This window comes from Microbulbifer sp. ABH2_005 (genome assembly GCF_056160005.1).
This window is the reverse complement of sequence record NZ_JBSWWI010000001.1, coordinates 1690830-1716240: the sequence shown is the minus strand read 5'-3', so window position 1 is coordinate 1716240 and position 25411 is coordinate 1690830. Positions and strand designations below refer to the sequence as shown.

The 25411-nt window shown below is 44.2% G+C and carries 24 protein-coding genes and 1 pseudogene; 10 read left to right on the top strand and 15 right to left on the bottom strand.

The window, feature by feature from the left end; all coding sequences use genetic code 11:
* Nucleotides 1–302: 302 nt before the first annotated feature.
* The 3 genes from ACXAFI_RS07520 to ACXAFI_RS07510 all read right to left on the bottom strand — a co-directional run bounded on the left by ACXAFI_RS07520 (nucleotide 303) and on the right by ACXAFI_RS07510 (nucleotide 2170).
* Nucleotides 303–962 carry a hypothetical protein gene (locus ACXAFI_RS07520; RefSeq protein ID WP_475108295.1) on the bottom strand — a complete coding sequence of 220 codons (660 nt, stop codon included), beginning with the start codon at nucleotides 960–962 and terminating at the stop codon, nucleotides 303–305.
* Nucleotides 963–1078: 116 nt separating this feature from the next.
* On the bottom strand, nucleotides 1079–1750 hold the full coding sequence (locus tag ACXAFI_RS07515) for a hypothetical protein (protein ID WP_475108294.1): 672 nt from the start codon (nucleotides 1748–1750) through the stop codon (nucleotides 1079–1081).
* 108 nt (nucleotides 1751–1858) lie between these two features.
* A complete protein-coding gene (locus ACXAFI_RS07510; protein ID WP_475109802.1) occupies nucleotides 1859–2170 on the bottom strand; it encodes a GFA family protein in 312 nt (103 codons plus the stop codon).
* A gap of 378 nt (nucleotides 2171–2548) precedes the next feature.
* On the opposite strand from ACXAFI_RS07510, the pseudogene ACXAFI_RS07505 reads away from it, so the two are divergent.
* Nucleotides 2549–2701 (top strand): annotated as a pseudogene (locus tag ACXAFI_RS07505) (carbon storage regulator CsrA); the annotation flags it as partial.
* A gap of 209 nt (nucleotides 2702–2910) precedes the next feature.
* Here ACXAFI_RS07505 and ACXAFI_RS07500 read toward each other — a convergent pair.
* From ACXAFI_RS07500 to ACXAFI_RS07470, 7 genes are all read right to left on the bottom strand, one after another.
* Nucleotides 2911–3639: a metallophosphoesterase gene (locus ACXAFI_RS07500; RefSeq protein WP_475108293.1), complete on the bottom strand. Its 729-nt coding sequence runs from the start codon at nucleotides 3637–3639 to the stop codon at nucleotides 2911–2913.
* A gap of 69 nt (nucleotides 3640–3708) precedes the next feature.
* Nucleotides 3709–4233 carry a YcxB family protein gene (locus ACXAFI_RS07495; RefSeq protein WP_475108292.1) on the bottom strand — a complete coding sequence of 175 codons (525 nt, stop codon included), beginning with the start codon at nucleotides 4231–4233 and terminating at the stop codon, nucleotides 3709–3711.
* A 719-nt stretch (nucleotides 4234–4952) separates the two neighbouring features.
* Nucleotides 4953–5387: a hypothetical protein gene (locus tag ACXAFI_RS07490; RefSeq protein ID WP_475108291.1), complete on the bottom strand. Its 435-nt coding sequence runs from the start codon at nucleotides 5385–5387 to the stop codon at nucleotides 4953–4955.
* Between the two features lie 259 nt (nucleotides 5388–5646).
* Entirely contained in the window at nucleotides 5647–6234 is a 588-nt protein-coding gene (locus ACXAFI_RS07485; RefSeq protein ID WP_475108290.1) for a DUF4386 domain-containing protein, read from the bottom strand.
* 785 nt (nucleotides 6235–7019) lie between these two features.
* On the bottom strand, nucleotides 7020–7469 hold the full coding sequence (locus ACXAFI_RS07480; protein ID WP_475108289.1) for a hypothetical protein: 450 nt from the start codon (nucleotides 7467–7469) through the stop codon (nucleotides 7020–7022).
* Nucleotides 7456–8130: a response regulator gene (locus ACXAFI_RS07475; protein WP_475108288.1), complete on the bottom strand. Its 675-nt coding sequence runs from the start codon at nucleotides 8128–8130 to the stop codon at nucleotides 7456–7458. The genes ACXAFI_RS07480 and ACXAFI_RS07475 overlap by 14 nt, the downstream gene beginning before the upstream one ends.
* Complete coding sequence (locus ACXAFI_RS07470) at nucleotides 8130–9401, bottom strand: sensor histidine kinase (RefSeq protein WP_475108287.1); 1272 nt, start codon at nucleotides 9399–9401, stop codon at nucleotides 8130–8132. The genes ACXAFI_RS07475 and ACXAFI_RS07470 overlap by 1 nt, the downstream gene beginning before the upstream one ends.
* A 191-nt stretch (nucleotides 9402–9592) precedes the next feature.
* Here ACXAFI_RS07470 and ACXAFI_RS07465 point away from each other — a divergent pair, with 191 nt between their 5' ends.
* A complete protein-coding gene (locus ACXAFI_RS07465; protein ID WP_475108286.1) occupies nucleotides 9593–10420 on the top strand; it encodes a DUF2306 domain-containing protein in 828 nt (275 codons plus the stop codon).
* 407 nt (nucleotides 10421–10827) lie between these two features.
* Here ACXAFI_RS07465 and ACXAFI_RS07460 read toward each other — a convergent pair whose 3' ends face one another.
* The 5 genes from ACXAFI_RS07460 to ACXAFI_RS07440 form a co-directional block, all read right to left on the bottom strand.
* Nucleotides 10828–11865 carry a serine hydrolase domain-containing protein gene (locus tag ACXAFI_RS07460; RefSeq protein ID WP_475108285.1) on the bottom strand — a complete coding sequence of 346 codons (1038 nt, stop codon included), beginning with the start codon at nucleotides 11863–11865 and terminating at the stop codon, nucleotides 10828–10830.
* Nucleotides 11866–12672: 807 nt separating this feature from the next.
* Nucleotides 12673–12759, bottom strand: a complete 87-nt coding sequence (locus ACXAFI_RS07455; RefSeq protein ID WP_475109801.1) for a 2-dehydropantoate 2-reductase N-terminal domain-containing protein — start codon at nucleotides 12757–12759, stop codon at nucleotides 12673–12675.
* Between the two features lie 517 nt (nucleotides 12760–13276).
* Nucleotides 13277–13861: a hypothetical protein gene (locus ACXAFI_RS07450; protein WP_444888808.1), complete on the bottom strand. Its 585-nt coding sequence runs from the start codon at nucleotides 13859–13861 to the stop codon at nucleotides 13277–13279.
* Nucleotides 13862–13877: 16 nt separating this feature from the next.
* Nucleotides 13878–15014 (bottom strand): dipeptidase, encoded by a 1137-nt coding sequence (locus ACXAFI_RS07445; protein ID WP_475108284.1) that lies wholly within the window; start codon nucleotides 15012–15014, stop codon nucleotides 13878–13880.
* Between the two features lie 18 nt (nucleotides 15015–15032).
* Nucleotides 15033–16700, bottom strand: a complete 1668-nt coding sequence (locus ACXAFI_RS07440) for an amidohydrolase family protein (RefSeq protein ID WP_475108283.1) — start codon at nucleotides 16698–16700, stop codon at nucleotides 15033–15035.
* A gap of 183 nt (nucleotides 16701–16883) precedes the next feature.
* On the opposite strand from ACXAFI_RS07440, the gene ACXAFI_RS07435 reads away from it, so the two are divergent.
* The 8 genes from ACXAFI_RS07435 to pcp all read left to right on the top strand — a co-directional run bounded on the left by ACXAFI_RS07435 (nucleotide 16884) and on the right by pcp (nucleotide 25246).
* Complete coding sequence (locus ACXAFI_RS07435) at nucleotides 16884–17789, top strand: LysR family transcriptional regulator (RefSeq protein WP_444922385.1); 906 nt, start codon at nucleotides 16884–16886, stop codon at nucleotides 17787–17789.
* Nucleotides 17761–19047, top strand: coding sequence for an NRAMP family divalent metal transporter (locus ACXAFI_RS07430; protein WP_475108282.1), 1287 nt, complete (start codon nucleotides 17761–17763; stop codon nucleotides 19045–19047). The genes ACXAFI_RS07435 and ACXAFI_RS07430 overlap by 29 nt, the downstream gene beginning before the upstream one ends.
* Nucleotides 19048–19741: 694 nt before the next feature.
* Nucleotides 19742–20821, top strand: a complete 1080-nt coding sequence (locus ACXAFI_RS07425; protein ID WP_475108281.1) for a 3-deoxy-7-phosphoheptulonate synthase — start codon at nucleotides 19742–19744, stop codon at nucleotides 20819–20821.
* A gap of 272 nt (nucleotides 20822–21093) precedes the next feature.
* Nucleotides 21094–21549, top strand: a complete 456-nt coding sequence (locus tag ACXAFI_RS07420) for a hypothetical protein (protein ID WP_475108280.1) — start codon at nucleotides 21094–21096, stop codon at nucleotides 21547–21549.
* A gap of 222 nt (nucleotides 21550–21771) precedes the next feature.
* Entirely contained in the window at nucleotides 21772–22359 is a 588-nt protein-coding gene (locus tag ACXAFI_RS07415; protein ID WP_475108279.1) for an OsmC-related (seleno)protein, read from the top strand.
* 940 nt (nucleotides 22360–23299) lie between these two features.
* The gene (locus ACXAFI_RS07410; protein WP_152453820.1) at nucleotides 23300–23755 is read left to right on the top strand and encodes a hypothetical protein; all 456 of its coding nucleotides are present in this window, start codon (nucleotides 23300–23302) and stop codon (nucleotides 23753–23755) included.
* 307 nt (nucleotides 23756–24062) lie between these two features.
* Nucleotides 24063–24482: an ester cyclase gene (locus ACXAFI_RS07405; protein ID WP_475108278.1), complete on the top strand. Its 420-nt coding sequence runs from the start codon at nucleotides 24063–24065 to the stop codon at nucleotides 24480–24482.
* Between the two features lie 95 nt (nucleotides 24483–24577).
* On the top strand, nucleotides 24578–25246 hold the full coding sequence (gene pcp, locus ACXAFI_RS07400) for a pyroglutamyl-peptidase I (protein ID WP_475108277.1): 669 nt from the start codon (nucleotides 24578–24580) through the stop codon (nucleotides 25244–25246).
* Nucleotides 25247–25411 lie beyond the last annotated feature (165 nt).

Sequence of the window (25411 nt, the reverse complement as noted above, 5' to 3'; positions counted from 1 at the left end):
AAACCTTAAATAACCTAAAAATTGGCACGAATACCTCAATTACATTGCTGAAAATGAATGCCAACCAAGCAAAGATAGGTACCCACGCTCTCTAATACCACTCAGTTCATTGTGAGAGATCATTGTACACATCGAAAAAGAACAAAAAATATGCAGTGGGAAGCGCTAAGGACAGATTCTCAAAGGAAAGAGGCCCCAACAGAGCCCCAATCTCGGTAGAGGTTCCGCCTTATTAGGCAACGGTCTTTTACGTCGCGGTTATCGTACTAACTTATTTAAGTTGAGAATCTGGTTTCGGCGTCCTACTGATTTAACTTGTTAACCGCATATCTCCCTGCCCATAGTGAAGCGTAAAAATATAACCACAATAAGCTGGGTAGAACCATCCAAAAGTAAGCTTCAGCGACACACAGAGCTACGATGACCGCGGTCATACCCAGCAAGAACAAGTAAAAATAATTAGACCCCTTAATTTTCTTGAATGAAATTATTCCGCCCACTTTGAATTTTCCATTCATGGCTAGTAAGTTAAGTAATGTCCAGCCAAACAATATAATTGCCAGGAAAGGGATACTCATAAGCGGTATTCCTATCGAGTCAGCCCACCAAGGATATGAACCACGATAAAACTCAAGGAAGACATCACCAATACTCGCCCCTACGGTTAAAGTAGCCGCACAAAAACCAATTAGCGCTATTCTTCCTTTAGAAGATGGTGCATTAATTAGTTTTCCCTTTCTAAAAAGAGTAAAAATAGCTATACCTAGTGTAAGAAAAATAAACCCGTAATCTTGATACCGGTATTTCGGAGAAAGATACTCGTTTCGTAAATTATAAAACTGATTTGACGCATTTCTACCACCTAGTTCCTGCCAATCAAGTGCCATATACTTTCTGTGATACTCTTCCTCATTGGTATATGCAGGAATAGAAAATGAGTAAGCAATACTCAATAACGACAAGATTATAATTCCAATAGATATTCGCTTCATAGTAAGTTACAATTAATATATTCTTATCCAGCTACCGTGCACTAAGCGGGCCAACTGCATGTCGGTCTTAAATGCCTTAGCAAGTATTAGACACCCTCACACTTAAATTCTCTAAATTCAAACTTATTGGTTTCGAAATAAGTTTTTAAGCTAGAGATCGGTACACCGTGAGTAGGAAAATAGAATCCTCTCTCAAGTCTTACATATTTTGATTCTCGAATCTTAGGATACGTATCCTCTAGTGGTACAGCTAGCTCTCGATCTTTTTCTTGGTATTTTAATGGCCTTATCTGTTCATAAATAGAGCAAGGGAACCACCACAGGTCTTCCTTTTCGTACATTGGAATTGCAAGGTCGCCGTTAATAAGCTTCGCTAATGGCATACGGTGATATCTAGGTAATATATGTGAATTCGACTGGGAGCCAATAAGTATGATTTCAGGTTTGTGTGACCTGAAATCAAAGCTCTGTAGCCCAAAATGCCCTGTTGTTGCCACCTCAATTCTTTGCGGCAACTCTTCTCCATAGATTTGATCAATAACCACATAACTAATTACTTGTGGCGGAGGATCGAGGCATATAACATTCTCCTTCGTACACTCTTCAAACTGCTGCAAGTATCTACCCTTTAAAGGAACAGCAACAATCACTGCTGGTGAAAGCTCTTCTTTTTCCAGTTCAGGATATTTCTGCACTTTGGAAGCACAACCCAAAAGTGAGCATTCAATGACAATTAGCAGTATAAGAATTCTTTTCATGGGTTTGCCTGGTGTATTGCTCCGCTGCCATCTAAATGACGCTGCTTTCTGTTAGCTTAGCGTACAGCACAAAGTGCGCGAAGTATTATCGAATAAAGCAGCAATTTGTTAGGCGGAGCTGTTTTCATCAACCTCTTCCCAAACTGCTTTTGAATCCAAAAATAAATGCTGCTTTACTTTTAGCCTCTCAAAGCCGGTGTCAAGCAAGCTGACAGGAACATACGTAGCCTTATCATCGTTCTTCCCAGGTAAGGATGATCCACATTTCGAGCAAAAACTTGTTTGCCAATCATGATTTGGCTTCATCCATGTTTTTATATGGTCTTGACCAGAAACCCACTCAAAACTTTCATTAGGAATCACCGTTACGGCTATTCCGCCCCCGCCTGTAGCTTTGCGACAAATGGAGCAATGACATATATACTTCGTCTGGAATCATATGGATTCTGAAATTTACTGATCCGCAGTTACAGGAACCATTCGCTATTTCAGTCAATTGTATCTCCTATGCGCCTAACAATTAATTCAAAAGCAACATCTATATATCACGCTTCTCTATAATTCCAAAATAATTCCAAAGCTCGTCAACCCAATGATATAAATAGTCATCAGCTGGGAGCTATTCTCTAAGCCTGGTAGCCTATTTCCTATCCTGCGCTCATCACTCCCGCGCCCAACACCACTCTTCCAACAATCATCACTTACAAAGCTTCCCTACCAAGGAATGCTCACCCACGGTTTAAACATAAGCAGGAAACAAACATGTTTATCCTAAAGTGCTGAACCAATGAAAACCTAAGAATTGGAGTCAATGTCTCAGTCACAGTACCTGAAGAGAAAGGCAACCAAGTAAAGGTATGCATCCAAACACCAAAACACCTCCTCTTCCATCTTGAGGAGATCTGTGTACGCAGTGAAGATGAACAAAAAGTAGGCAATGGTAGGTTTTGAGAACAGCTATTACAAGGAAGGAGTCCTCAACAGGTACCCAACCTCTATAGAGGCTCTGCCCCTATCAGACAACCATGTATTAACTCATAATTATCTCATTAACGCCTTGCTCAACCGAAGTCAAAATGGTATCGATTTGTGATAGAGTAACGTACATCCCAAAATGATCTAGCGTGTAAGTAATTGGTATAAGATATTGGTTTAGCAAACTAGTAGTCTGTTGGAACAGTTATAAATATAGGTTCTTTTTCTTGTATATATGAGAAAGTAAGGCCATTCTTTGCCCCATATCTTCTGGGCACGAATACAGTGCTATCAATGCAAATATGATTCCCAAAGATAGATGGCTCTTCAATAGCTTGATGCCCAATAAAGATCCAGTCTATATCTGAAATATAATAAGTTGATGACTTTAGGATTGAACGGCTCCACGTGGCATGTTCAATAGAATTCCTGTCCTCGACCTCAAGTTCTGCCCTAAACTGATTCCACGACATATTGATAGGAACCCCTGAATGTACAACTCCTATTCCCTTATTTCCACTTTCAACCTGGATTGCCCAATACATTTTTTCTATTAGAGAAGCACATAGATCCAAATCTTTTTGATTGAGCTTTCTAGACCAAAAGCTGTCAATTGACTTATCAATATTTCCATACTTTACATAGTGATATAAGCTTCGTTCATGATTTCCTACAACGCTATAAAACCATTTATTCTCGATCAGTTTTAGACAGGACAAACTCTCGGGGCCTTTATCTACCAGGTCCCCAACCGAGATTACTCTATCCCTAGATGGATCAAAGGATAGTTGTTCTAATCCCTTTTCAAATAATTGAAAATATCCATGAATATCGCCAACAAAAAAATCCCTGCCTCTTATATTCTCCGACAGAGTCAATGTTTTCTTACTTAATGATAGGCTATTTTCAAACATAGGTTGAAGTAGTTAGTAGACTTTAACTCTTGGCTTTGGGAATGTATGGGGCACACCATAATGAAGTGCCTAGCAGCCACTTATAACATTTTTGTATATTTCCTTCTCAATTTCTTCGTTAATTTGAGAAAGCGGTAGTATGAGGGCTTTATGCCTATCGGTAAACAGGTAAAGATTATACTTATCTTTCTCAGCAGACTGTATACATTGCCAAGTAAAAGTAGATGAACACAAGCTATTGGATTCGGTAATTCCTGAATTCGATATTTCAACATCCCATTTACCAAGAACACTGCCCCTTTCATCTGCTGCTGCCGAAATATAAAGACGCATATATATTTGCTGCCAAACATTAACCAGAATGAACCAGGCTCCAAATGCTACAAGTGCTCGATTAAGGTGCTCATAATTATTCCAACTATCATTGTCATACACCGAGTATATTTCCAGAGCAAAGAAAACAAGAAGAAACCAATAGAAGAAGTTAAACAGCGTAACCTTCCATTTCATTTCTGGTGCCACATGAATCTTAGCCAAAGCAAATTTATTGAAATGACGAAAATCATTCTTGTCTAAGGTAATCGCGAACTTCATGCTTTCCTTAAAATGTATCAGATGTTTCAAAGCAGCATCTATATATCACGTTTCTCTATAGTTCCAAAGCCCATCAGCCCAATCAACTGGAAAGTAACCCTGAACGTTTACCAAAACAGGAGAAATAGAAATAGCTAACTCAATTGATATCTACACACAAATAGTAATGTATACCCAACCGCTTGGATCGACACCTAAAGCTTTGGGGTCTAGCGCACCAAGTGGCTCGCCCTACTCCTTTACCAAGCTTCCTCCCCAAAAATACTCATTCACGACTTGAGTAGCAATAGGAAGAAAACATATTGACCCAAAGATATGAAGCTGGCGCAAACCTAAGAGTTGGAACTAGTGTCTAAGTCACAGTACTGGAAATGAAACGAAACCAAGTAAAGATCTGCATCCGCACTTCAAAATCCCTTCCTGTCCATCATGTAGGGATCTATGTGTACATTGAAAGAGGACAAAAAGTAGACAATGGAGGACTTATGGACAAATTTTTAAAGGAAGTAGACCGCATCCGAATTCTATATAGAGATCAAGCCTTCATAGTCAGCCCGATATATCGAGTTCCGACTCTCGCACTAATCCAGAGATCAGGGGTGGAAATGCTATTCACCTTTTGTATGAAAATGGGTGCGTAATGATCAGCACAACCGGTGAATAGTATTATTCCTCCCCTTGAACGACTCGTTACATTGAGGATAGCAACAGGTTCACCATCATTCCCAATACTCAATAATCTTAGAAACCTTATTACCTTCAAACTCAAAAACTGACAGATGAATATTCCCGCTAGCAACCTCAAGCCTCTCTACAGCTGCGGCACCAAATCCAGGTAAAATCCTCAACACCTTATATCTACCTTCAGTAAGCTTGTAGTGTTTGGTAGTAATATATTTAGCGGCATTGCCGTAGAGCTCTTTTCTTGTGTAGGTTCCACCATAAACTTTATGGACATAGACAAAATCATCTGTATACATATCAAACAATTTATTTAAATCATTGATAGATGCAGTCGCAAGCATTGCTTTATTTTGCGCTTCATTTACAGCCTTAACTACATTTTCAAGATTAATTGAAGAAGTAGTTTGCGCCTTAGCACTAACAGAAATGCCGAGCATTAGAAAAAGAGTAAAGGTACCCAGTTTGTTCATGAATAATTCCTTTTTATTCCTGAATCGCAATGGACATAACACCCCATTCAGCCGCCGCCGAGCTGTGTGAATTTTGCATTATAATCGCAGCGACCGCCAAAGCTCCACAGCTTTGGCGGTCTTGCAGTAATGCCTTCTTAGGCATTACCTTTGTATAACCCTGGAACATCGATTGAATTAGGTTTGACATTAACCCCTTTGATTAATAACCACAGGCCAAATGTGATTTCAAAAAAAGCGCCTGGAAGCATGAAGTGTTTTAAAACTTGGGCGGGTCGATTAACAAAATATTTGAAAACCCATAAACCACCATCGACATATATGTGAAAGCACCCCAAAGAACCAACCACCTAGGCACGTATTTTGAAACATAAAATAAATACATGAAAATAGTCGCGCCTATACCCATTATGATTAAAAGCACATCCCACATCGAACCACTCATTTTCACAAATACACTTGCTAATACATGCAGTTGCCCCTCTTGGAATACATTTGAGTATTCTTGATTTCTTAAAACCACTAACACCGTCAATGTAATAATTGTTGCAACAAAGCCGAGAAGCCCCTCTCCAAATCTGAAAAGCAGTGCTAAAAAGGCAATATTTTTGTTTATTGTTTTTGTAACCAAATACTGCGCCCAAGATGCCCAAATAACGGCGATAAACATGACTACATCTATAGTCTGAGCAAACCTGAACCTCACCTCTGTCTCAGCAAAAGCCCCAAAATCATAGATTCCCTTCTTGAAAAGAAGCGAGTTGAGCACCCCTAAAATTATATAAATCAAGTATGCAGCACCTAAGTGCTTAGCATATAGGCTAAGTGATGATTGTGTATTTTCCATTAGTTAGTAATTATCCTTTAAAGGTCACATGCAACTAAAATGCCTAACGCTCTGATAAACAACAGCCGGGACACATTTAGACTGCTCAATAGAGGCGCAATTTCTGTGCTCAGAACGAATTCATGCAAATTGCTATCACAAGCTATCGGTAATTTCTTAGAACGAAAATCATGGAAGCAATAAATATAGGAAAAAATACCAAACCGTAAATTGCGGAACGCCTGAAATTCATTATTCGTTGCTCGTCCAATCTTTCAATTTCTTCGCGGCTGAAGTCAGTATGGCAAATATGGCAATCAAATCTGCGCTCCTCATGTGCAGCTCCACAGCGAGGACAATTCGCAGTAGGTTTTTCATACAGCCACTGAGCTAGATCAAGTAAGTGAAACATGAGCTGCTTCCCAATTATCAAATACTATAAGTATTAATTGTTAATTTATAAGCAGCATCTATATATCACGCTTCTCCCTAATTCCAAAGCTCATCAGCCCGATCACACCAAAAGTTGCTGAATTTCAAGAAGCTCCCTTTAATTGCTAAACATGTTCAAAGAAAGATCTCGATAGTACTAGCGTACAGATATTTCACTTTAGAAGTCTTGATGGTGAGCAAAATTATTTAGACGAGTGGAGTTGTTTTCGAAAAACACGACCTAGTCAGGGCTTGAAAGCCACATAGAGAAATCTATTTATCTGACATCAGAAAGACAGCAGCTAGCAAGTTAAAAAACAACCTTGAGGTTTAAGACATCGGGTAGCTGGTACAGTCCCCGAGCGCATACATTACTACATGCCTTTCTCAACCGGTGCTTCTGCTACCGCGGGCCAAACCAGTCCCGCCCTTGTTACTACTAGCAGTAATACAAAAGACATCTCCAGTGCGAGGAAAACACCAATAGGGTGATTAGGTACGCCGCGTATCATCAGGTAGAACAAGTAGCTCATAGAAAGCAGATTACCCGCAAGTGTAACGTTGAGCGCGTAGCCACGTTCTTGCCAGAGTGGTTTGCAGAGCAGGAGATTTAACACCGCTGTGCCAGCGAGCATCATGCCAGGCAACATCATTAGCAAGCCGTGGGATAAATCCATTCCATCGCTGGTTACCATTGGCCAGATTGCAACAAGGTGGCCCTGGGCTCCGAGGGTGAGGAACAGCCCCAGAATTACTGCACCGATGGCAGCAAGGCGATACAGTGCGTTGCGCTGCGAAAAGGGTGTTGATTTAGAATCCGACATCGCGTTCCCCCACAGTAGCCAGACCACATTCGTAAGCGAACACAACAGCCTGTGCACGATCGCGCAGCCCCAGTTTGGAGAGTAAGCTAGAAACGTGGGTTTTTACGGTGGCGGGTCCAATAAACAGGGCTTCGGCAATCTCGGCATTACTCTTGCCGGCGGCGATGGCCTCCAGTACTTCGCGCTCGCGAGTAGTGAGGCGCTCCAGGCGTTCTGCCAGATTGTGCCCTGCCCCCAATTTCTGTGCGAACTGGCTGATCAGGCGTTGAGTGATGCCCGGTGCAAGCATGGCACCGCCCTCTGCTACGGTGCGTAATGCCTGCACCAGCGCCTCCGGGGGAATATCCTTGAGCACAAAGCCACTGGCCCCTGCCCTCAGCGCGCGAAACACGTATTCATCGGGATCGAACGTGGTCAAAATAATAATGCGGCAAGTTGCATCACTAGCTTCCAGGATGCGTGCCGTGGCTTCCAGCCCGTCCATCTCCGGCATACGGATATCCATCAGAATGATATCCGGCTGATGCGCTCGTGCGGCTTCAACTGCCTCGATGCCGGTACCGGCCTCGGCAACCACTTCAATATCGGGCTCGTTGTCCAGGATCAGGGCAAAGCCGCGTCGCACCAAAGCCTGGTCGTCCACCACCATCACTCGCAACATTATGTTTTCACCATTCCTGTAGGTAGTTGTGCATATACCTCAAAACCACCGCCATCGACCGCACTCGCATACAGATGACCACCGAGCAGTTCCGCGCGCTCGCGCATGCCTGCAATGCCGTGTCCACCGCCGGGCTGCTCGTCAATAGTTGTTTCCACCATGGGCCGGTCGCCAGTGGTGTTGCCGTCATCGCGCACATGAATCGTAAGAGTGCCATGCTCTACGCGTACACTCACTTGCACCCGCGCTGCGGCGCCAACGTGCTTAATGACATTAGTGAGGGATTCCTGAACGATGCGATAGGTGGCGAGAGCGGTGCTAGTCGGTACAATCTCCAACGCGCCCTCGGTTTTGAAGTCGACCTCACTGAATACCTGCCGGACCTTGTCGATCAGAGCTGGCAAGTCATTGAGATCCGGTTGCGGGGTGAGTGCAGTGTCGTCACTGGTGGGGCGCAGTACGCCGAGCAAATGGCGCATTTCTGTCATGGCCTGACGGCCAGCAGCCTCCACAGAGGCCATGGCCTCACTGGCGGCTTGCGGGTTATTGCGGCTGATGGCTCTGGCGGCACCAGCCTGTACAGTCATAAGGCTCACCTGGTGCGCCACCACATCATGCATCTCGCGGGCGATTCGCGTGCGCTCGGCCGCTACCGCACGCTCGGATTCGGCACTGCGTTCGCGCTCCAGATATTTAGCCCTCTCTTCCAGCAAGCGGAGATATTCGCCGCGAAAACGCAGCCGGCGACCGATATACCACAACGCCCATACCAGCATCACCGTTACCGTGCCTGCCGCAGTTGGCTGAACCGGAATACCCTGATCAAACGCCACAAAAGCCAGCGTCGCGATAACTCCGATAAAGCTGGCCCGGGTATTGGCCTCGTAACGGCCAAGGCTATACAGCGAAACCGCCATGGCGACGATACCATCCGCCGGTAAACCCAGTTCCAGCAATATTGTTGCGCCGAGAATAATGGCCTGTACCTGCCAGGGGTGTGTGCGACGCCACAACAGAGCGAAGGAGCCGATGAACGCACACTGGAAAGCAATGACATCCCACAGGTTCTGCAGGGTAAACACCTCACGCGAACCGCCGCGCGACCACATCAGCAGCGTTAGCAAGAACATGAGCAGAGCAATGAGCAGGTCGGCCAGGTGCGGCCAGCGCTCAAAGGGTCCGCGAAAGGGCTGCCATACAGGAAGCTTGGGTAATTCCAGGCTGGCGTTGGGCGGATTCGACGCAGGTGTTTTTAGGGACGAGGTTTTCATTTCCGCATGCTAAACCAGGCGCCCCCAGCTGTCATGAGGCTTTCGGGGGAGGCGGGAGCAGGAACATCTCCACCTTTTGGGGGAGGTCCGATTCCTGCCTGTGGCCGATGTGCGCAGGCCTGAAAAAGTCGAACATGCTCGGCAAGCACACTCAGACCTAACACGGACCATCATCGCCTGGAGAAGACCCCATGAACGACGCTGTACTCAGCCAAACACTGCCGAGACCATTCGACACTCGGCGGGCCGTTAACCTGTCTGTAAAAACCTGGTTTTACGTCGCGGCCATCGGCCATGCGATCTTCTTTGCCTATATTCTGGCCGTATTCTACCCACCCATCGCAGAGTCCGGACTGAATGGCTTAAAGGGTCTGCACCTGCCGGCTGGCTTCCGCGAGGGGGATACCTTGGGCAACCTAGCATCTGCAAGTCACGTGCTATTGGCCGTGATTGTGATCGGCGGCGGGCCCCTGCAGCTGGTCCCTTCCGTGCGACGACATGCCCCCAACTTCCATCGCTGGCTGGGTCGGAGCTATCTACTGGCGGCCGTCATCAGCAGTTTTGCGGGGCTGTACATGACCTGGACGCGGCACACTATAGGTAATTTGGTGTCGCAAATCAGCATCACCATGGACGGCATACTGATTCTGGTTTTTGCGTTTTTGGCAGTGCGCACCGCGATGACCAGGCGCATTGCTGAGCACCGTCGCTGGGCCATGCGCCTTTTTTTGGCTGCCAGTGCAGTGTGGTTCTTTCGTGTGGCTCTGATGGGCTGGGCAATGCTCACCGGCGGCTGGGGAATCGAATGGAAATCTTTTACCGGGCCGTTCTTGTATGCCCTGGGCTTCGGTCAATACCTGCTCCCGCTGGCCATGCTGGAGTGGTATTTTCACTGTCAAAAGCGTGCGGCCGGACAGGGTACCCAAATTGCTTTTGTCAGTACCCTGATACCTCTGACGGTGTTTATGGCCATTGGTATTTTTGCCGCTACGATGGGCCTGTGGTTGCCACGGATCTAAGGCTGCTCGCCCAGTTTATCCTGCAATTTTTCTGATGATTTGGCTGTAGAGCTCTACGATTGGTGGAATTCTACAGCCGCTATGATTCTTGATACCCACAAAATATGAGTACAAAAGGCCAAAAGACTTTATTAAAAAATAGGGTAAGAAAATTACTAGGAGCCAACTAACAAAAAGATATGAACACTTTAAAGGTGAAGTACACGTATTAGATTGCAGCGACGCGCTCTGACGAGCCAAGCGCTCACCTTTCACCATTCTGCACCCAGCGCCTCACCCCCGCTTTACCAACCAGCTCCACTGTCACATGTTATGTGAAACTGCCAACGGCTCGGCCAAACGCTTGATTATTTCCCAAGAAGCCCGCTGGGCGGACTGAAATTTTCCATCATTGGAAGTAATAACTATCAAAGAATTAGTGTCTGGAAAATTGCAAGTAATGAATACCACGTGCCATTTGAACCGTTATGCCAATGAACATTACCAATATCTAAGCCTGTAGGCGACCCAATTACCCACCCATAGGCATAGTTATTAAGGTTGGGAGAATGTAAACGATGAAAGGACTCTTTCTCCAGAATCGTACCTCGCCCTTTCAACCCTTTAAGGTGTTCGCTGGCATATAAAGCCAAATCATAGAGAGATAAATGAATGGTACCAGCAGGCCCAAGAATTGGTGAATTATCTTGTTTCGTGCTTATTTTAAAGCCAAGAATATTTTTATGCCCCCATGGCTGATCCAACTTATCTTCTGAATCATTTGGCACTCCAAAACCCCCACTCTTGATCCCCAAGGGGGCAAAAATCTCTTGCATGATTAAATTTTCCCACGGAATTCCTGTCTTCTTTTCAGCCATTACCCCAGCAATCGTATATCCAATATTTGAATACATAAAAGTATGACCAGGTGTCGTTTCAGGCTTTTTGGCAAGTACATTTTTTACAGCGGTTTCTCTCGCTTTCATTCTAGCAGTACCCGCTTCAGGATTTTTAAAAAAAATAAAAGGTGAGAAATTGCGTGCGACTCCAGATGTATGAGTAAGCAAATCTCTTAGAGTTACACTTTTCCACTCTAAGTTAATTTTACTTTCATCTGGAAACACATCTTCAATAGAAGTACCCCAGTCTAAATCGCCTCTTTCAATCAGACGAGCAATCATTGTGGCAGTGAAAGATTTCGTAATAGAACCGATATGCCACTTGTCATCTAGGCTAACAAACGAATCACTGCCTTTCTTACGCTCACCACTGACGGAAAGCCCAACGACCTTACCATCCTGAATCACTATGGCACCAAGGCCGACCAAATCTGCAAGTTTTCTTTTTCCGTCAACAGCGTCTTCCAAAATTTCCCCTACCGTCTGTACGGGACTTCCTTCAGAGGCAAAGTTATTAATCGAATAAAGAGCCAAAACCACCATTGAAAGTAAAACTTTTATATTCATTGTGAAATCTTAAAGTGTATAGCTAGCTTATGTAGTGGAGGTTGACAGAATGGCACTATAGTGTAATTTTGAATTCCCACTAAATAAAAGCATAAACTATCAGTGCGATCAACTAAAAAGGGGTAAAAAAGAAATCAGACCAACAAACTGATGTGACTACTATAAATGTGAAGTATATTCATCAGGTTGGAGAGCGCCCTAACTCTAGAAAACAAGCATCCACCTTCACCTATGCTATCCCCACCACCACAAGTTGCTTTACATCAAGTTTCCTCACCACAGAATGCCCCCCACTGTTTAAGTATCAAGAGTAAGCAAACTTGCTGGCCCTAAACTATCAAACCTGCAAAAAATTTAAACTGAAACCAATGTCTCAGTTGCAGTGCCGGAAGTTAAGGGATATCAAGTAAAGTTAGGCAGCCACACCCCCAAACCCATCACCATCTACAAAGAAGAGGCCTAGGTGCGCATTGAAAGGATATGAAAACAGATATTGGATGGCGTTGAGAGCAGATTATCTAAGGAAGGAGATCCAATCAAGACTCCTCTATAGAAGTTATACTTTGCTAGGCGGTAAGGTACATCAAGCTTTGATTATCGAACTAACTCTTAAAAAATCACAAAATGTTAGCTATCGGCTAGCTCTTTGCTGTGTACTATTACTAACAACTGTAGTGGTCTTAACGCAAAATAGAATAAGATCCACCCCCTCAATCGTTGTAGCAGTCTCCGCGACATCAACCTGGATATTAAAGGCTCTTCTTCAAGTGGCAGCACCGTTAAACCGCGCTCTTTAAGTGCTTTCAGCTACGTTCCTCGAGTAATAAAGAGCACTTTGTGCCCTGCCCTCACCAAGCGGCCGCCAAAGTAGCTTCCGAGGGCTCCGGCATCCATAACAATAATATTCATCTCGTTCTTTGCCCCGCGCTTCAAATACTCTTGTAACCATATCGAATTGCTAACAATAGCATTTAAAAGGGCTTTGAAAACAAAGCCTAACTATTTCTTAGGCTTTTGCATTAAGACCTGGAGAAAACTATTACTTTTAGGACAAACGAACTATGTAATAAGCCAAACCAGATGCGCCTCTCGTAAAGAGATAGATAGCCATCCTCCAGCCTTTGAACACTAGTGGTAGTGTAGATTTTTTTAAGATAAGGGATACTTTATATAGGAAGGGAGTTACTGATGGATGGACATTAATAAATCGCTGGCTTGGTTACTACCCCAGACAGCCAAGTCATTGTTTATGACGAACGGAGCTGGCCCAAAGCAGAGAAACACTTAGGGCCTATTCACCTAAAAGACCAAAAAAATTTCTAAAAATCAGATGAGTATAAGCTGTGCGCTTTCTATGACTTCCTCTAAAATAAAATGCTTTATAAGGATTGATAACATTTGATTTTTGTCACTAACAGCTTTTGGGCTTTATCGACTGAAGTTCTCTCCATACAGGATGAGAGGAATTCTGTGGAGAAACAATAAAGTACCACCGAAGCTCACTCGTTTTTTTACAGTTAACTTGATCCCCTTTAAAGTAGAGGGTCTGTTCTTTTTTAGTTACAAATGGCTCAATCCACTTTATCTGGCCAGTATACTTGCCATCAACCCACTCCATTGTAATAGCAGGGTCATACTCTTTGCCTTCAGTGACAGCTTTGTACAACCCCCTATAGTAGGCGGCTATAAAATTCTGGATTTCGAACTTTCCAAAAACTTGTTTCTTCTCTGGCTTGTGGGTCCAAGAAAAAGCATAACTAAAAAAATCTTCTTTTTCTTGTTTATACATGCCAGGCAGAAACACAAGCTCTTCAATACCATTCAAGGTGATATCTGAGGCAAATTCGATCGGAAAAGGAATCACTTCAGTCTTTGAATCTTTTGGAAATTCTGAGTAAGTGCTAAGCTCTTCAGCAAAAAGCAAAGGTGAAAAGAGAAGCGTAACACAAACAACCAGTCGAGATAGAACATCATCAAACTTTATATATTTAACCATTGAATCTCACCTTCCTTTAATTCCATACGGTAGCAAAAACACGCAACCAGTTTTTACCAATTATTTTTTCGACCACTCGATCAGGAATTCCTTTTTGGCTTAACTTATAGGCAATAAGCTCCATCCGTCTCTCGGAGTTTAATTCCGGAATAAAGGGTGGACGATTTGGTGTTTCGCCGGGCGCCGAAATTCCAGCCGCAATACGACGCTCAACTTCCTTACGAATACTTTCTCGATACTCAGGACCATCATTGACCGGCACTACGCCTTGGTCACTACCTATGGCAACATGATCTTCACCGCATACTTTATAGGCATGCAGTATATGTTCGATTACCACATCGGCCTTTATTTCATGCTCGCCACCTTCCAAAAATGGCATTAAGTAGATTCCAACCAAGCCACCGGTGTCTGCAGCAGCTTTTAATTCTATATCGTCATTATTTCTAGGGTGGTCGTAAATTGCGTTGCAGCCAGTATGAGAGATCACAACCGGTCTTTTTGATTGACGGATAGCACTGGAAACTGTCTTCTTTCCTGAATGCGAGAGGTCGATCAGAACTTTCTCCGCCTCCATTATTTCTATGGCTTTCTTGCCAAGGGAAGTTATCCCTGAATCCTCCTTAACGAGACCACCGCTGCCAAGGATAGAAGGACCATTATAGGATACCTGCATTATCTTAACGCCCATTTTGGCGAATTCTGAAATACCTGAAAGCGACTCATCAAACATTTCAGTTGATTGGAATCCCATTATGATACCGAGCTTACTCTCCTGCTTCGCTTTCAGGATATCTGATGCGGATTGAATTAAGCTCAAGTAGTTTGAGTTCTGCTCGATGATGGACTTGGCTTTTTCAACCTTCTTTAAAGTCTCCGAATAGTCATCACCTGGATAGGGAACTGTCATATTCAAGGCACTAATCCCCGAGCTCTTGAATATTCCCAGAGCTTCTTCAGAGACTGGCTCCCTGAGCGAGAATGCTCCGCTGAGACCATCAATTACTATTGATGAACCGTATGAATTCCACGTTGATTTTCCTGCATTACCCCCAGAAAAAGCATTTAATATACCCGAGTTAATAGCCAAATATGAACCAACGCCACCTGATACTAGAGATTTAATTAGTGCTCTTCTATTTATATCGCTCATAAGATCCCCACTCCAGAATTAATCAGTGCTTCGTGAAGCAATACATTCCACTTCAGCTTTGGCATCAAGTGCCAGGCCGTTCGCTGCAAAAGCACTCCTCGCTGGTTTTTTCCCACTGAAGTACTGGATGTAGACGTTGTTCGCCGCTGGCCAATCATCAATATCAGCGAGCATCAAAGTACACTTAACTACATCGTCAAAGCCCAGGTTTTTGCTCTCAAGAACTTGGCCAATATTCTTCATTGTTTGATGCATCTGAGCTTCCAGACTTTCACCTGCCAAGGTTAAAGTTGAAGGATGATTACCTATTTGCCCGGATAACCAAATGGTTCCATTCATTTCACGTGAAGAAGAGAAAGGCAACTGTGGGTCGTCACCAATAAAAATAAAACGACCGTTCTTTACTACATGAGCTATCGCCTGGCTATTTTCAATATTTGTTTCGGGACTTTCTGAAAGCACAACCATGTTTGCTTTCTTTCCCTCTTCAATACTACCGACAGAACCTTCTATCCCTATCACTTTCGCAGCATTTAAAGTTGCAGCCTGAATTGCCTCGAGTGGTGTCATGCCGATTTCATCTACAAGCAGCTTTAGCTCATGATGAATCATCGGTGTAGTGTCATTTTCAAGGTCACTAAATGCATCCGTGCCAGCGGCAATGGTAATGCCGCTTTGATAGGCAAATTGTGTCATTTTTGTACTGAGCTGATCAAGCTGCCTGTATTTTTCGTTTAAGTCATTTCTTCTTTCAAATACTGTAAGCGTCGCATCTAATATTGTCCCTTTCTCTTTCATTGCGCCAAAAAGATCTAAATAGCTATCTTTTTGCAGCATTTTTTCCCAAGTTGAATCATCGAATTCAGCAGTTTTCCTGCGCCACGCCTTGAAGTTATCAACTAACTGAGCGGACATATCAGAGGCATGTGAAATAGTCTCAACACCAGCATTGACAATATCCAAAGGTTTGGAGGGGCCAATATAAGCATGCGACCAGACTTTTAAACCATGTCTTTTGGCTGCATTTGCAAGCAATGGCACTGTCTCGGCCTCAACATCTGCATATATCTTGATGCCTGTTGCACCAGCGCCTATGGCCTGGAGCATTATTGAGTCCATATCTGAATTATGATCTACCGCCCTCATCCATGTTGTGTGGCCAGGGGTACGCCCTTTAGCTGAGGCAATGGTTCTCGGATCCGAGAAGAAGGATTCCCCACCAATAATGACTGAAAAGTAGATGTCTGGCGAAGCGATGGCGTCGACCTCTGCTTGACGTTTTAAATAGGCCAACGCTCGTGCATCACCGCCCATATCTCTCACAGAAGTGACACCACCACGAAGCAGGTATCGAAGTCGCTCAGTAGTGATTGACAAATTATCCCAGCTATCCGGATCTGTCGCATGGTGGACATGCGCATCTATCAGGCCAGGGATTACAAATTTTCCTTTTAAATCGACAACACTGGCCCCCCTCATTCTGGAGAGCTTTTTCGTTGAAGAAATTCTCTTAATCTTATCGCCTTTGATAAGAATCGACTGATTTTCATCAACTTTAAGCGATTTAACATCCACTATATTGGCGTTAATGAGCAAAACTTGCTCTAGCTTACTTTCCTCTGCGAATACAACGCCGTTGGTAGCAATATATAGAGCCACCAGAATAAAAATTTGTTTTATTTTCATGTAGTTATCTAAAAGAAGACTGTGGGATTTTTAATCTAAAAGCAAAATTTTGCGTCATTTGGGATGCACTTTAAATGTCATTTATGTTTATAGTGTATAAACTATTGGTTTACTATGCTTGTCGGTATACTCCAACTTACGCCCACCGTAAGAAAAGAAGAAGACTAGCCATCAAGGGAGTCAATGAACAAGTTACACGCCCTTGAGGCATATTGTTTGGTATGCGAAAAGCAAAACTTTGCAGCTGCTGCTCGCGAACTCGGCATTTCCGCAGCAATGGTTGGTAAGTACATAAAGCAGTTAGAAGAGGAGCTGGGCTGCCTGTTAGTGATGCGCAATACACGCAAAGTATCAATAACCGAAGCGGGCGAAGATTACTATAAGCAAATTTCACCAATACTAAAAAAACTCCACTCCGTCGACCAGGCGATGTCAGAATATAATCAAGAGCCCAAAGGCAGGCTATCGATATCGACCAGCATAGAGCTAGGCAGTCAATATTTTTCAGGGTTAATTGCCAATTATCGTAGGCTATACCCTCAGGTATTTCTGGATTTTCATCTCAGCAATGACCCACTCGATTTACTCGACAATAAAATCGATCTCGTTTTTAGAATCGCACCAGAATTACCCGACTCTAGCTATATCGTCCAATCTATCGCAAAAACTAAGCTAGCACTCTGGGCAAGTGATTCTTACATTGAGAAAAATGGGCTCCCTGAAAACATGGAGTCATTAAAGAAGCATCAATTACTTTTCTTTAACCACAGCATACGAGGAGATCATTGGCTATTTCAAGATAAAGAGGAAATAAAAAAAATCAAACTCCCCTGGGCCTGGCAATCTAACAATGGGAGGCTATTGAATGAGGCAGCCGCTGAAGGACAAGGAATAATCCAAGCGCCTTTTTACTCTGTCAAATCTTATGTCGACTCTGGCCAACTCATTGAGATTTTACCTAAATTCACAATAAAGCCACTGACTATTTTTGCGCTCTACCCTCATCGCTGCGAACTTTCCCTGAAGGTTAAAACCTTTATCGATGTGGCTAAGCGCTATTTTGAGCAAAATCATTCCGAGCAGTTCTGATTCAATGGATGTATTTAAACGCACTTTCTCATATCTAGGCCCTGGTATCATTTGGGCTGCAAGCAGTATCGGCGTATCTCATATCGTGCAGTCGACTCGCGCAGGTGCAGATTACGCTTTTGCTTTGATTGGTTTTATTTTCTTAGCGCATTTAGTCAAATACCCTTTTTTTAAAATCGGCCCAGAGTATGCAGCTGTCACCGGCGAGAGTTTATTGGAAGGCTATAAAAAACACAGTCGAGTTGGTTTTTATAGTTATATGACTCTCACATTTCTAACAATGTTCTTTGTTCAAGCTGCAGTTACGATTGTCACCGCTGCTTTAGCACTCAATTTATTTGGCGATATCCTAAATGTTTCGGAGTGGTCTGCCATCATTCTGGTCATTACCTGTGCAATATTGATTGCCGGCCAATTTAAATGGCTGAATGAAAGCTTAAAGTGGATGGTCCTCATACTGGCTATTGCCAGCTTGATCACACTCATTGCCGCAATAAGTCAATATGGGTTTATTCCCTCTAAATCCTATTTAACGGCCGATATAGCACCAGCTGTGAGCATCGCATTTGTTGTCGCCTTAGTCGGCTGGATGCCAACTTCGATTGAAGTTTCTGTTTGGCACTCTATTTGGTCGGAGCGAAGGATAAAGGAAAAACCAGATAGAGGGTTTACCAGGAAATCTCTCGTATTTGACTTTAAGGTTGGCTATTTCACCAGTTTGTTATTAGCGATTATATTTGTATGGTTAGGTGCACTAGTAATGTTTGGGAAAGATATTGAATTATCCCAATCTGCAGGCATATTTGCTGGTCAGCTAATCAATATTTATACCGAATCCCTTGGTGACTGGAGCCATTTAACAATCAGCATTATCTGTTTTGTCGCGCTTTTCTCAACCACCTTTGCAGTTTCCGATGGGTTTCCTCAAGTTTGGCGAAGTGCCTTGAGATCATCGAATAGTATCAAGATTCCAGAAAATAGAGTCTATGTATCCACCCTTGTTATACTAAGCCTTATAAGCTGGTTTATTATCTCCCTATTTTCTGATCAGTTAAAAAACCTTATCGACTTTGTAACTACTTTATCTTTTGTTTGCGCTCCAATCTTTGCTTTACTCAACATTCTTGTTATGAACGGGAAATGGGTACCAAGAGAGTATCACTTAAAAGGGTGGTACTTAGTTTACACTTATGCCTGCCTGTGCCTGATGATAGGTTTTAGTTTTTACTTTATTTATTGGCGCTTTTTGAGTAACTAACGATTTCTTTGCAACATCAACAGACTTGAAAAGCCTATAAATGTAAAGCTCAGGGATGAGTGCAACATATAAGGTCATCTAAGCCTTAGACATAAATCCCTCTTCATCTTAAGCTTTCCTTGGACTTTATTGACACAAGTTGCAGTCCGGGGGAATCAGCTTACTTCATGAATACCGCCCCTCACCTTCAGGGGTACTTCTGAACTCTCCTGCACAGGTTGTAAAAGTCGTTTCAGCTACAGACTAAATTTTTTACCCTGAGTGAAGCCATCTAAGCGGTTGGCATTAGATCTATCAAGGTGGTTACTTGGATTGCTATTTCTATCTCTGTAAAACTGAGCTTCTCACATAATGAGTGGCTCATCATTAGCTAGCTCCTTTCAACATGAACAGCTCCGAAAGGAAGGCCCATTGATCACTTCTTGATCAATGGGTACTCATAGGTAGGCTTGTACTCAACTGATGAAGCCCCAAATCATCACTTCTTCCACGCCAAAACTCTCCTAAGCAACTTCCTCTAAACGTCCCTGAAGTGCCAAACTGTCATGGGAAAAATACAAATGTACATCCCAAAATCAGACCTATTATTTGGTTGCAAATGAAACCCTCGCCCTATTCTTTGCGGCGCAGTAGGATAAGTCATCCGCCTGCAGGTGCAGAGCGGCACTAAGGAACAGAGTAATCAGAAGACGCTATGACTACACAGCAGTTCGACGACCTGAATGTCGTCTCCCAGGAAGTCCTGATCAGCCCGGAGATGCTGAAAGCAGAGCTCCCCATTAGCGATGCCGCCGAAGAGACTGTCGCCAAAGGGCGCAGCGCCGTGCGTGATATCCTTGATCGCAAAGACCACCGCTTGATGGTGGTTATCGGACCTTGCTCCGTTCACGATGTGGACGCCGCAATGGATTATGCCAAGCGCTTGAAAGCGGTGGCTGACAAGGTTTCCGATACCCTGCTGATAGTAATGCGAGTCTATTTTGAGAAGCCGCGCACCACAGTTGGCTGGAAGGGCCTGATCAACGATCCCCACTTGAATGATTCCTTCAAGATTGAGGAAGGCCTGCATATCGGCCGCAAGCTACTTTTAGATGTCGCCGAGCTGGGGCTACCCACTGCTACCGAAGCGCTGGACCCAATCTCTCCCCAGTACCTGCAAGACCTGATCTCCTGGTCTGCCATTGGCGCTCGCACCACCGAATCCCAGACACACCGTGAAATGGCCAGCGGCCTTTCCTCTGCCGTAGGCTTTAAGAATGGTACCGATGGCGGCTTGGAAGTCGCGATTAATGCCTTGCAATCTGTCGCTAATCCCCACCGATTCCTGGGTATCAACAAGCGCGGCCAGGTTGCCATTATTCACACTTCCGGCAACTCTTATGGTCACGTGGTGCTGCGCGGGGGTAATGACAAGCCAAATTACGATTCGGTCAGTGTCGCTATGTGTGAACAGGAGCTGCGTAGCGCCGGAATTACCCCCAATATCATGGTCGACTGCAGCCACGCCAACTCCAATAAAAACCACGAACTACAGCCCCTGGTGGTAGATAATGTGACTCACCAGATTCTTGATGGCAACCAATCAATTATTGGCATTATGGTGGAGAGTAACCTGAAAGCCGGTAACCAAAAGATTCCCGCCAATCTGGATGACCTGGAATACGGCGTCTCTGTTACCGACAAGTGTATCGATTGGGAAACCACGGAATCTCTATTAATGGGGATGGCAGAGCAATTGCGGGAACCTCTTCAGGGTCGAACAGGCCAATTTTGATCTTCTAGGGGGTTAATAACCCCCACTCTCCTTTTTTGGCAGAATTTTATTCCTAATAATTACTGCAAAACCAACCCAATATCCCCTAACCGCACCTGGGCATCTAACCCATCTAAAACTCACCGAGAGGCTGACAAAGGAGCGCGGTGAGAGTATTCTCACCTTCGCAAAAGCCCTTAGGGAGAGATCTTCCCATTTTTTCCATCCATTATGGATAAAAATTCTGTGTATGCCCGGCGTACCCAGAAAGCTTTTAGGATAGAAGCAATAAAATGGAACTGCAGTCTAATAGAATAATTACTTACATACTGGGTGGTTTTGTACTGATTTGGCTGTTTGTGAGCCTTAGCTTTGCCTTAGACACTGGCTCCATCTTCGCCTGGGCCGCCACAGCCGTACTCTGCCTGCTCGCCGTAATCACATTCTCTTTTAAAAAGAGTCACTACATTGATTTAGAGAGTAAACAATATATATCTAAAAACCAGATCCTCTGGCACAGCTGGACTGAAAAAAAATCTCTCACAATTTTCAAGGGATTTAAAATAATCCCTTACTCCCGCCATTCCAAAGAGAACAGTAGAAGCGAAACCAGCTATCAGGTAGTTCTTGTCTTCAAATACGCGAAATCTCATGAGGGCATTATGGTAAGGGCTTTTCACAGCCGAGGAGAGGCAAAAAATTATCTAGATGTACTAGAACATAGAACAGGGCTGCCATTGTTAGCCTAAAATCAGCCCGTAAATACTGCTCAATTTCTTGCAAAAACCCACCTTAATCACCGCCAACAAAATATCTTGATTCTTTTCCTAGAATTGGGGACCCATTTCAGAAATTCTTAAACTAGCAACGACTTTATTTAGCAGTCATGAGATTTAGCTCTCGATTAGCTCTCTCAAGGCAAGTATCTTCGTCGTTACGAGGTACCCATTATGGAACCCTTAGAGTGGGACATGTCCTCTACAACTATTGTCCGCAAGCTCAGTGAAGATGCTGAGCAGGCCACATTCCCCCCACCCCATCTGGATAAGGTGAAGCAGGGTGAACTGTTAAAGTTTCATGCCCACATCAATGTGGAGCAAATGCCCCAGGGTCATCACCTGAAGAAAGCTACCATTTTTTCCAATGTGCCCAATGGAGGAACCTGGGAGCTAATATGTGATGAGGGAACTGCGGTTGGAGGCCGTGGGAGCGCCCCATCTCCAATTATGTATTTCTCTGCTGGGCTAGCGCTTTGCATGATGTCTCACGTCGAAATGCTGGCACAGCTATCTGGCATTCACCTGGAGAAAGTGAAACTTGAACAAAAGACTGAATTTTCAACCACCTTAAATTTTGGTGGAATTGAACCCGAGAAGGTATTCGGCAAGGGAGAACGAGTAGAAATTCACCTGATGATCGAAAGCGATGAGACCGAGGAAAAACTAGTGGAGTTTGCACACTGCTGTCGGCAAGCCTGTATGTCACTACAAACGGTAGCTAATGCCACACCAGTCACCACCTCCCTCTACCTTAACAGCAAGGCTATAACCTTTGAGTGAATAACACCATCTATTAAACCTGCAGGTGAACGCTTTAAATACAATGACTTCCAGAGCAAAATCTTAAAATCGCAGCCCTTTCTTTTTATATCAGGTAAAAAGCACTGAAGGGCCTGGCGTGCCTTGCGGTAGAGGGATGCCAGGCTAGGTTAGGGCTTGATTAAGAGGTTAAGTAGCTATTGGTAAGCTTACCCTTACCTCTTCCTCAGATTATCTAGGACATTTTAACAAAGGGATGTGACTCAGCTACAACAATTACTTAAAGGCTCAATCGAGAAGCCAACAAGCAGCTCAAAAAAGCTTTGGATCCACTTTCATCAATATGAATATGCCTATAAAACCCCTCTAGGGTTGACCGTGATTCCTGGCTATTAAACATCAAATTTTCAACCAAAGAAAACAGGACCGAATAATGAGCTGTGAAAATACCAGCCGACTCTCAAACCCTCCAAAACTCGACTAACCGGATATTGCCCTTCAATCTAGCCCTTTCTCACTGGCCCTTTCTCAGCCCCCCACAAACTTTTTAAGATCCCAGAAAAAGCCAGAGAAACACTTAACGAAGCAATAATTCCTAAAAAGCAATTAATAACACAACCCATGGAGTGCAATAACTCCCCAAGCGCAACCTCATACCAACAAGATCAAAACGGTGGGTACAATCAGTTTTCTAGTGAGCAGCCAATACGAAACTCATAAAAATCTGTTGTTATTACCTAGGCTTTCAAGTGGAATTTTTATTCCATAAGAATGACCCCAGCTAGAGTAGGTTTTGCACCCTCTGAAAATAACAGAAAATTTTACTATTGGTTTATTTTTCTTTATTTCGTTGAAGTCTTTAAAACCTATGGTGAAGCAACCGAAACTTCCAATAGACCACATTGGGACACAACACACATTTGAGTAGACTTGTTGCCAAGTTGGGAGAAGGAGAAATGTTATGCGATATTTATTTTCAATGATCTTGTTGTTCTCTCTTGCGGGATACGGTGTAGCCCAAGAGCGACTTTCTCAGTTGCCAGCTGGCTCTTCACCGGTGCAAATACTTGGTAAGACTTACTATCAAAGTGGTAACACGTTCTATGCCTTTAATGAGCAGGGCCGTTATTTTTACCCGGTAAATCCGCCCACCCGTATCCGTCAGTATGAGCAACCGAGAAGCATGTATTGGCGCGATTCTCGCCCCCGTTATTATTCACGTGGCACGCCTAGCTACTATTGGCGCAGTTCGCCTAACTACTATTGGCGCGGTACTATGCCTCGTAACTACGGCCTAACTCGCGACCAGATTGAAGGTTGTATGAATTTCGCGGCAGACAAGGCTAATGCCAACCATGCGAACGGTGGTAAGGTTTATATCCGCGAATATAATCAGTGCATCAGTAATTATCGCTAACACAGTTAGACAACTGATGACGCATTGACAGAGTTTCTTGAGAAACTCGAAGGGGCCGCAAGGCCCCTTTTCTGTTGATACCGGATGCCCGAAATATATCTCAATCTTTCACTATCTTTCCGGGGCCCTGAAATAGAAATTTCACCTTATTCTCAGCAGAACTAGCCGGAACAAAGGTTTGTTTCTTTCCTCCCCTATCAGGCAGTCTTCACTCCCTTCATTTTCTTTCTCTACACATTCTTTCTTTACACTATGCTTGCCCTGCCTGAGAACCCAAATCTTGCCGACCATAAGACTGGAGAGCACTATGTCCGCCAACCATAAAGCGACATCTAAGAAGTTACTCGAGCTATGGGGGGACAACACCCCACATGAAGCCTCTGATTATTTATCTGCCAATTACAAAAATCACCAAATGCCAGATGCCTCTGGCGGCACTTCAACAGATACGCTAGAAGAGTGGCAAGACTTAGTGAAGGAATTTCACAATAGCTTCTCCGATGTGAAAATGGAGATTTTACTGCAAGTTGCAGAGGGTGATTATGTATGTACTCGTTGGCGCATCACGGCTACTCACACAGGTAAATTCATGCAATATGAGGCCACCAATAAAACCAGCAGCTGGACAGGCACCCATACCGACCGATACGAAGATGGAAAGATGGTAGAAAGTTGGGTGGATTGGGATAAATACTCCTTCCTTGAAGAGCTGGGGCTGATCAAGTAAACCCGACTAAACTAAAACCCCGGATCAGACGAATGCGAATTCGGGGTTTTAGTAAGATGCCGACCTCATCGAATGACTACCAACATTAAGCTGCCATGACAAAAGTTCTTGTTACTGGATTTGAACCCTTTGGCAATACACCGATCAACCCGGCCGAATCCGTGATGCGTGTACTGGACGGCACCCGTATCGGCAGCGCTGAAATCTACGGACTGCTGGTACCAAATAACTTCTTCGAAAGTATTGATGTTGTGACCGCTGCAATAGGAGAGCTTCGCCCACAAGTAGTGGTGATGCTCGGTGAATATGCAGGCCGCGCGGTCATTTCGGTAGAGAGAATCGCACAAAATTTAAATGACTCAACACGCTACCAACTGAAGGATAATCGGGGGGTTGAAATGCAGGGTGAGCCCACCATTCCCAACGGCCCTGTTGCTTATCGCAGCAACCTCCCCCTTCGAGCTATGGTGAAAGCGATGCGCAGTGCCGGTGTTCCGACAGACATTTCAGACACCGCCGCCACCTTCTGCTGCAATCACCTGATGTATGGAGTACTTCACCACATTATTACCAATCAGCTGGAAATTCGCGCAGGCTGGATACACCTCCCTCAATTACCACAAGTAGCGGCGTTAGCAGAAAATATTGGTACCCCCAGCATGTCCAGGGAAACAGCCGCTCTCGGAGTACATGCCGGTATTGAAGCCGCACTGGAGCACACTGAGGATATTGATGAAGCCATTTTATCCAAGCCGCAGATTTAAAATGCCTTAACCTCAACCAATCCCAATTCTAAATCCAAATACTTGCGGAGCCAGCAGCAAAGAATTGGCAGCTCTGGTAGCCAGCATTCATGAACCGGCGTGGTTTTCAATTAATGCTCAATCCCAGCTAACCCTAGTCACAAGCCTCGCCAATCCATTCCTTAC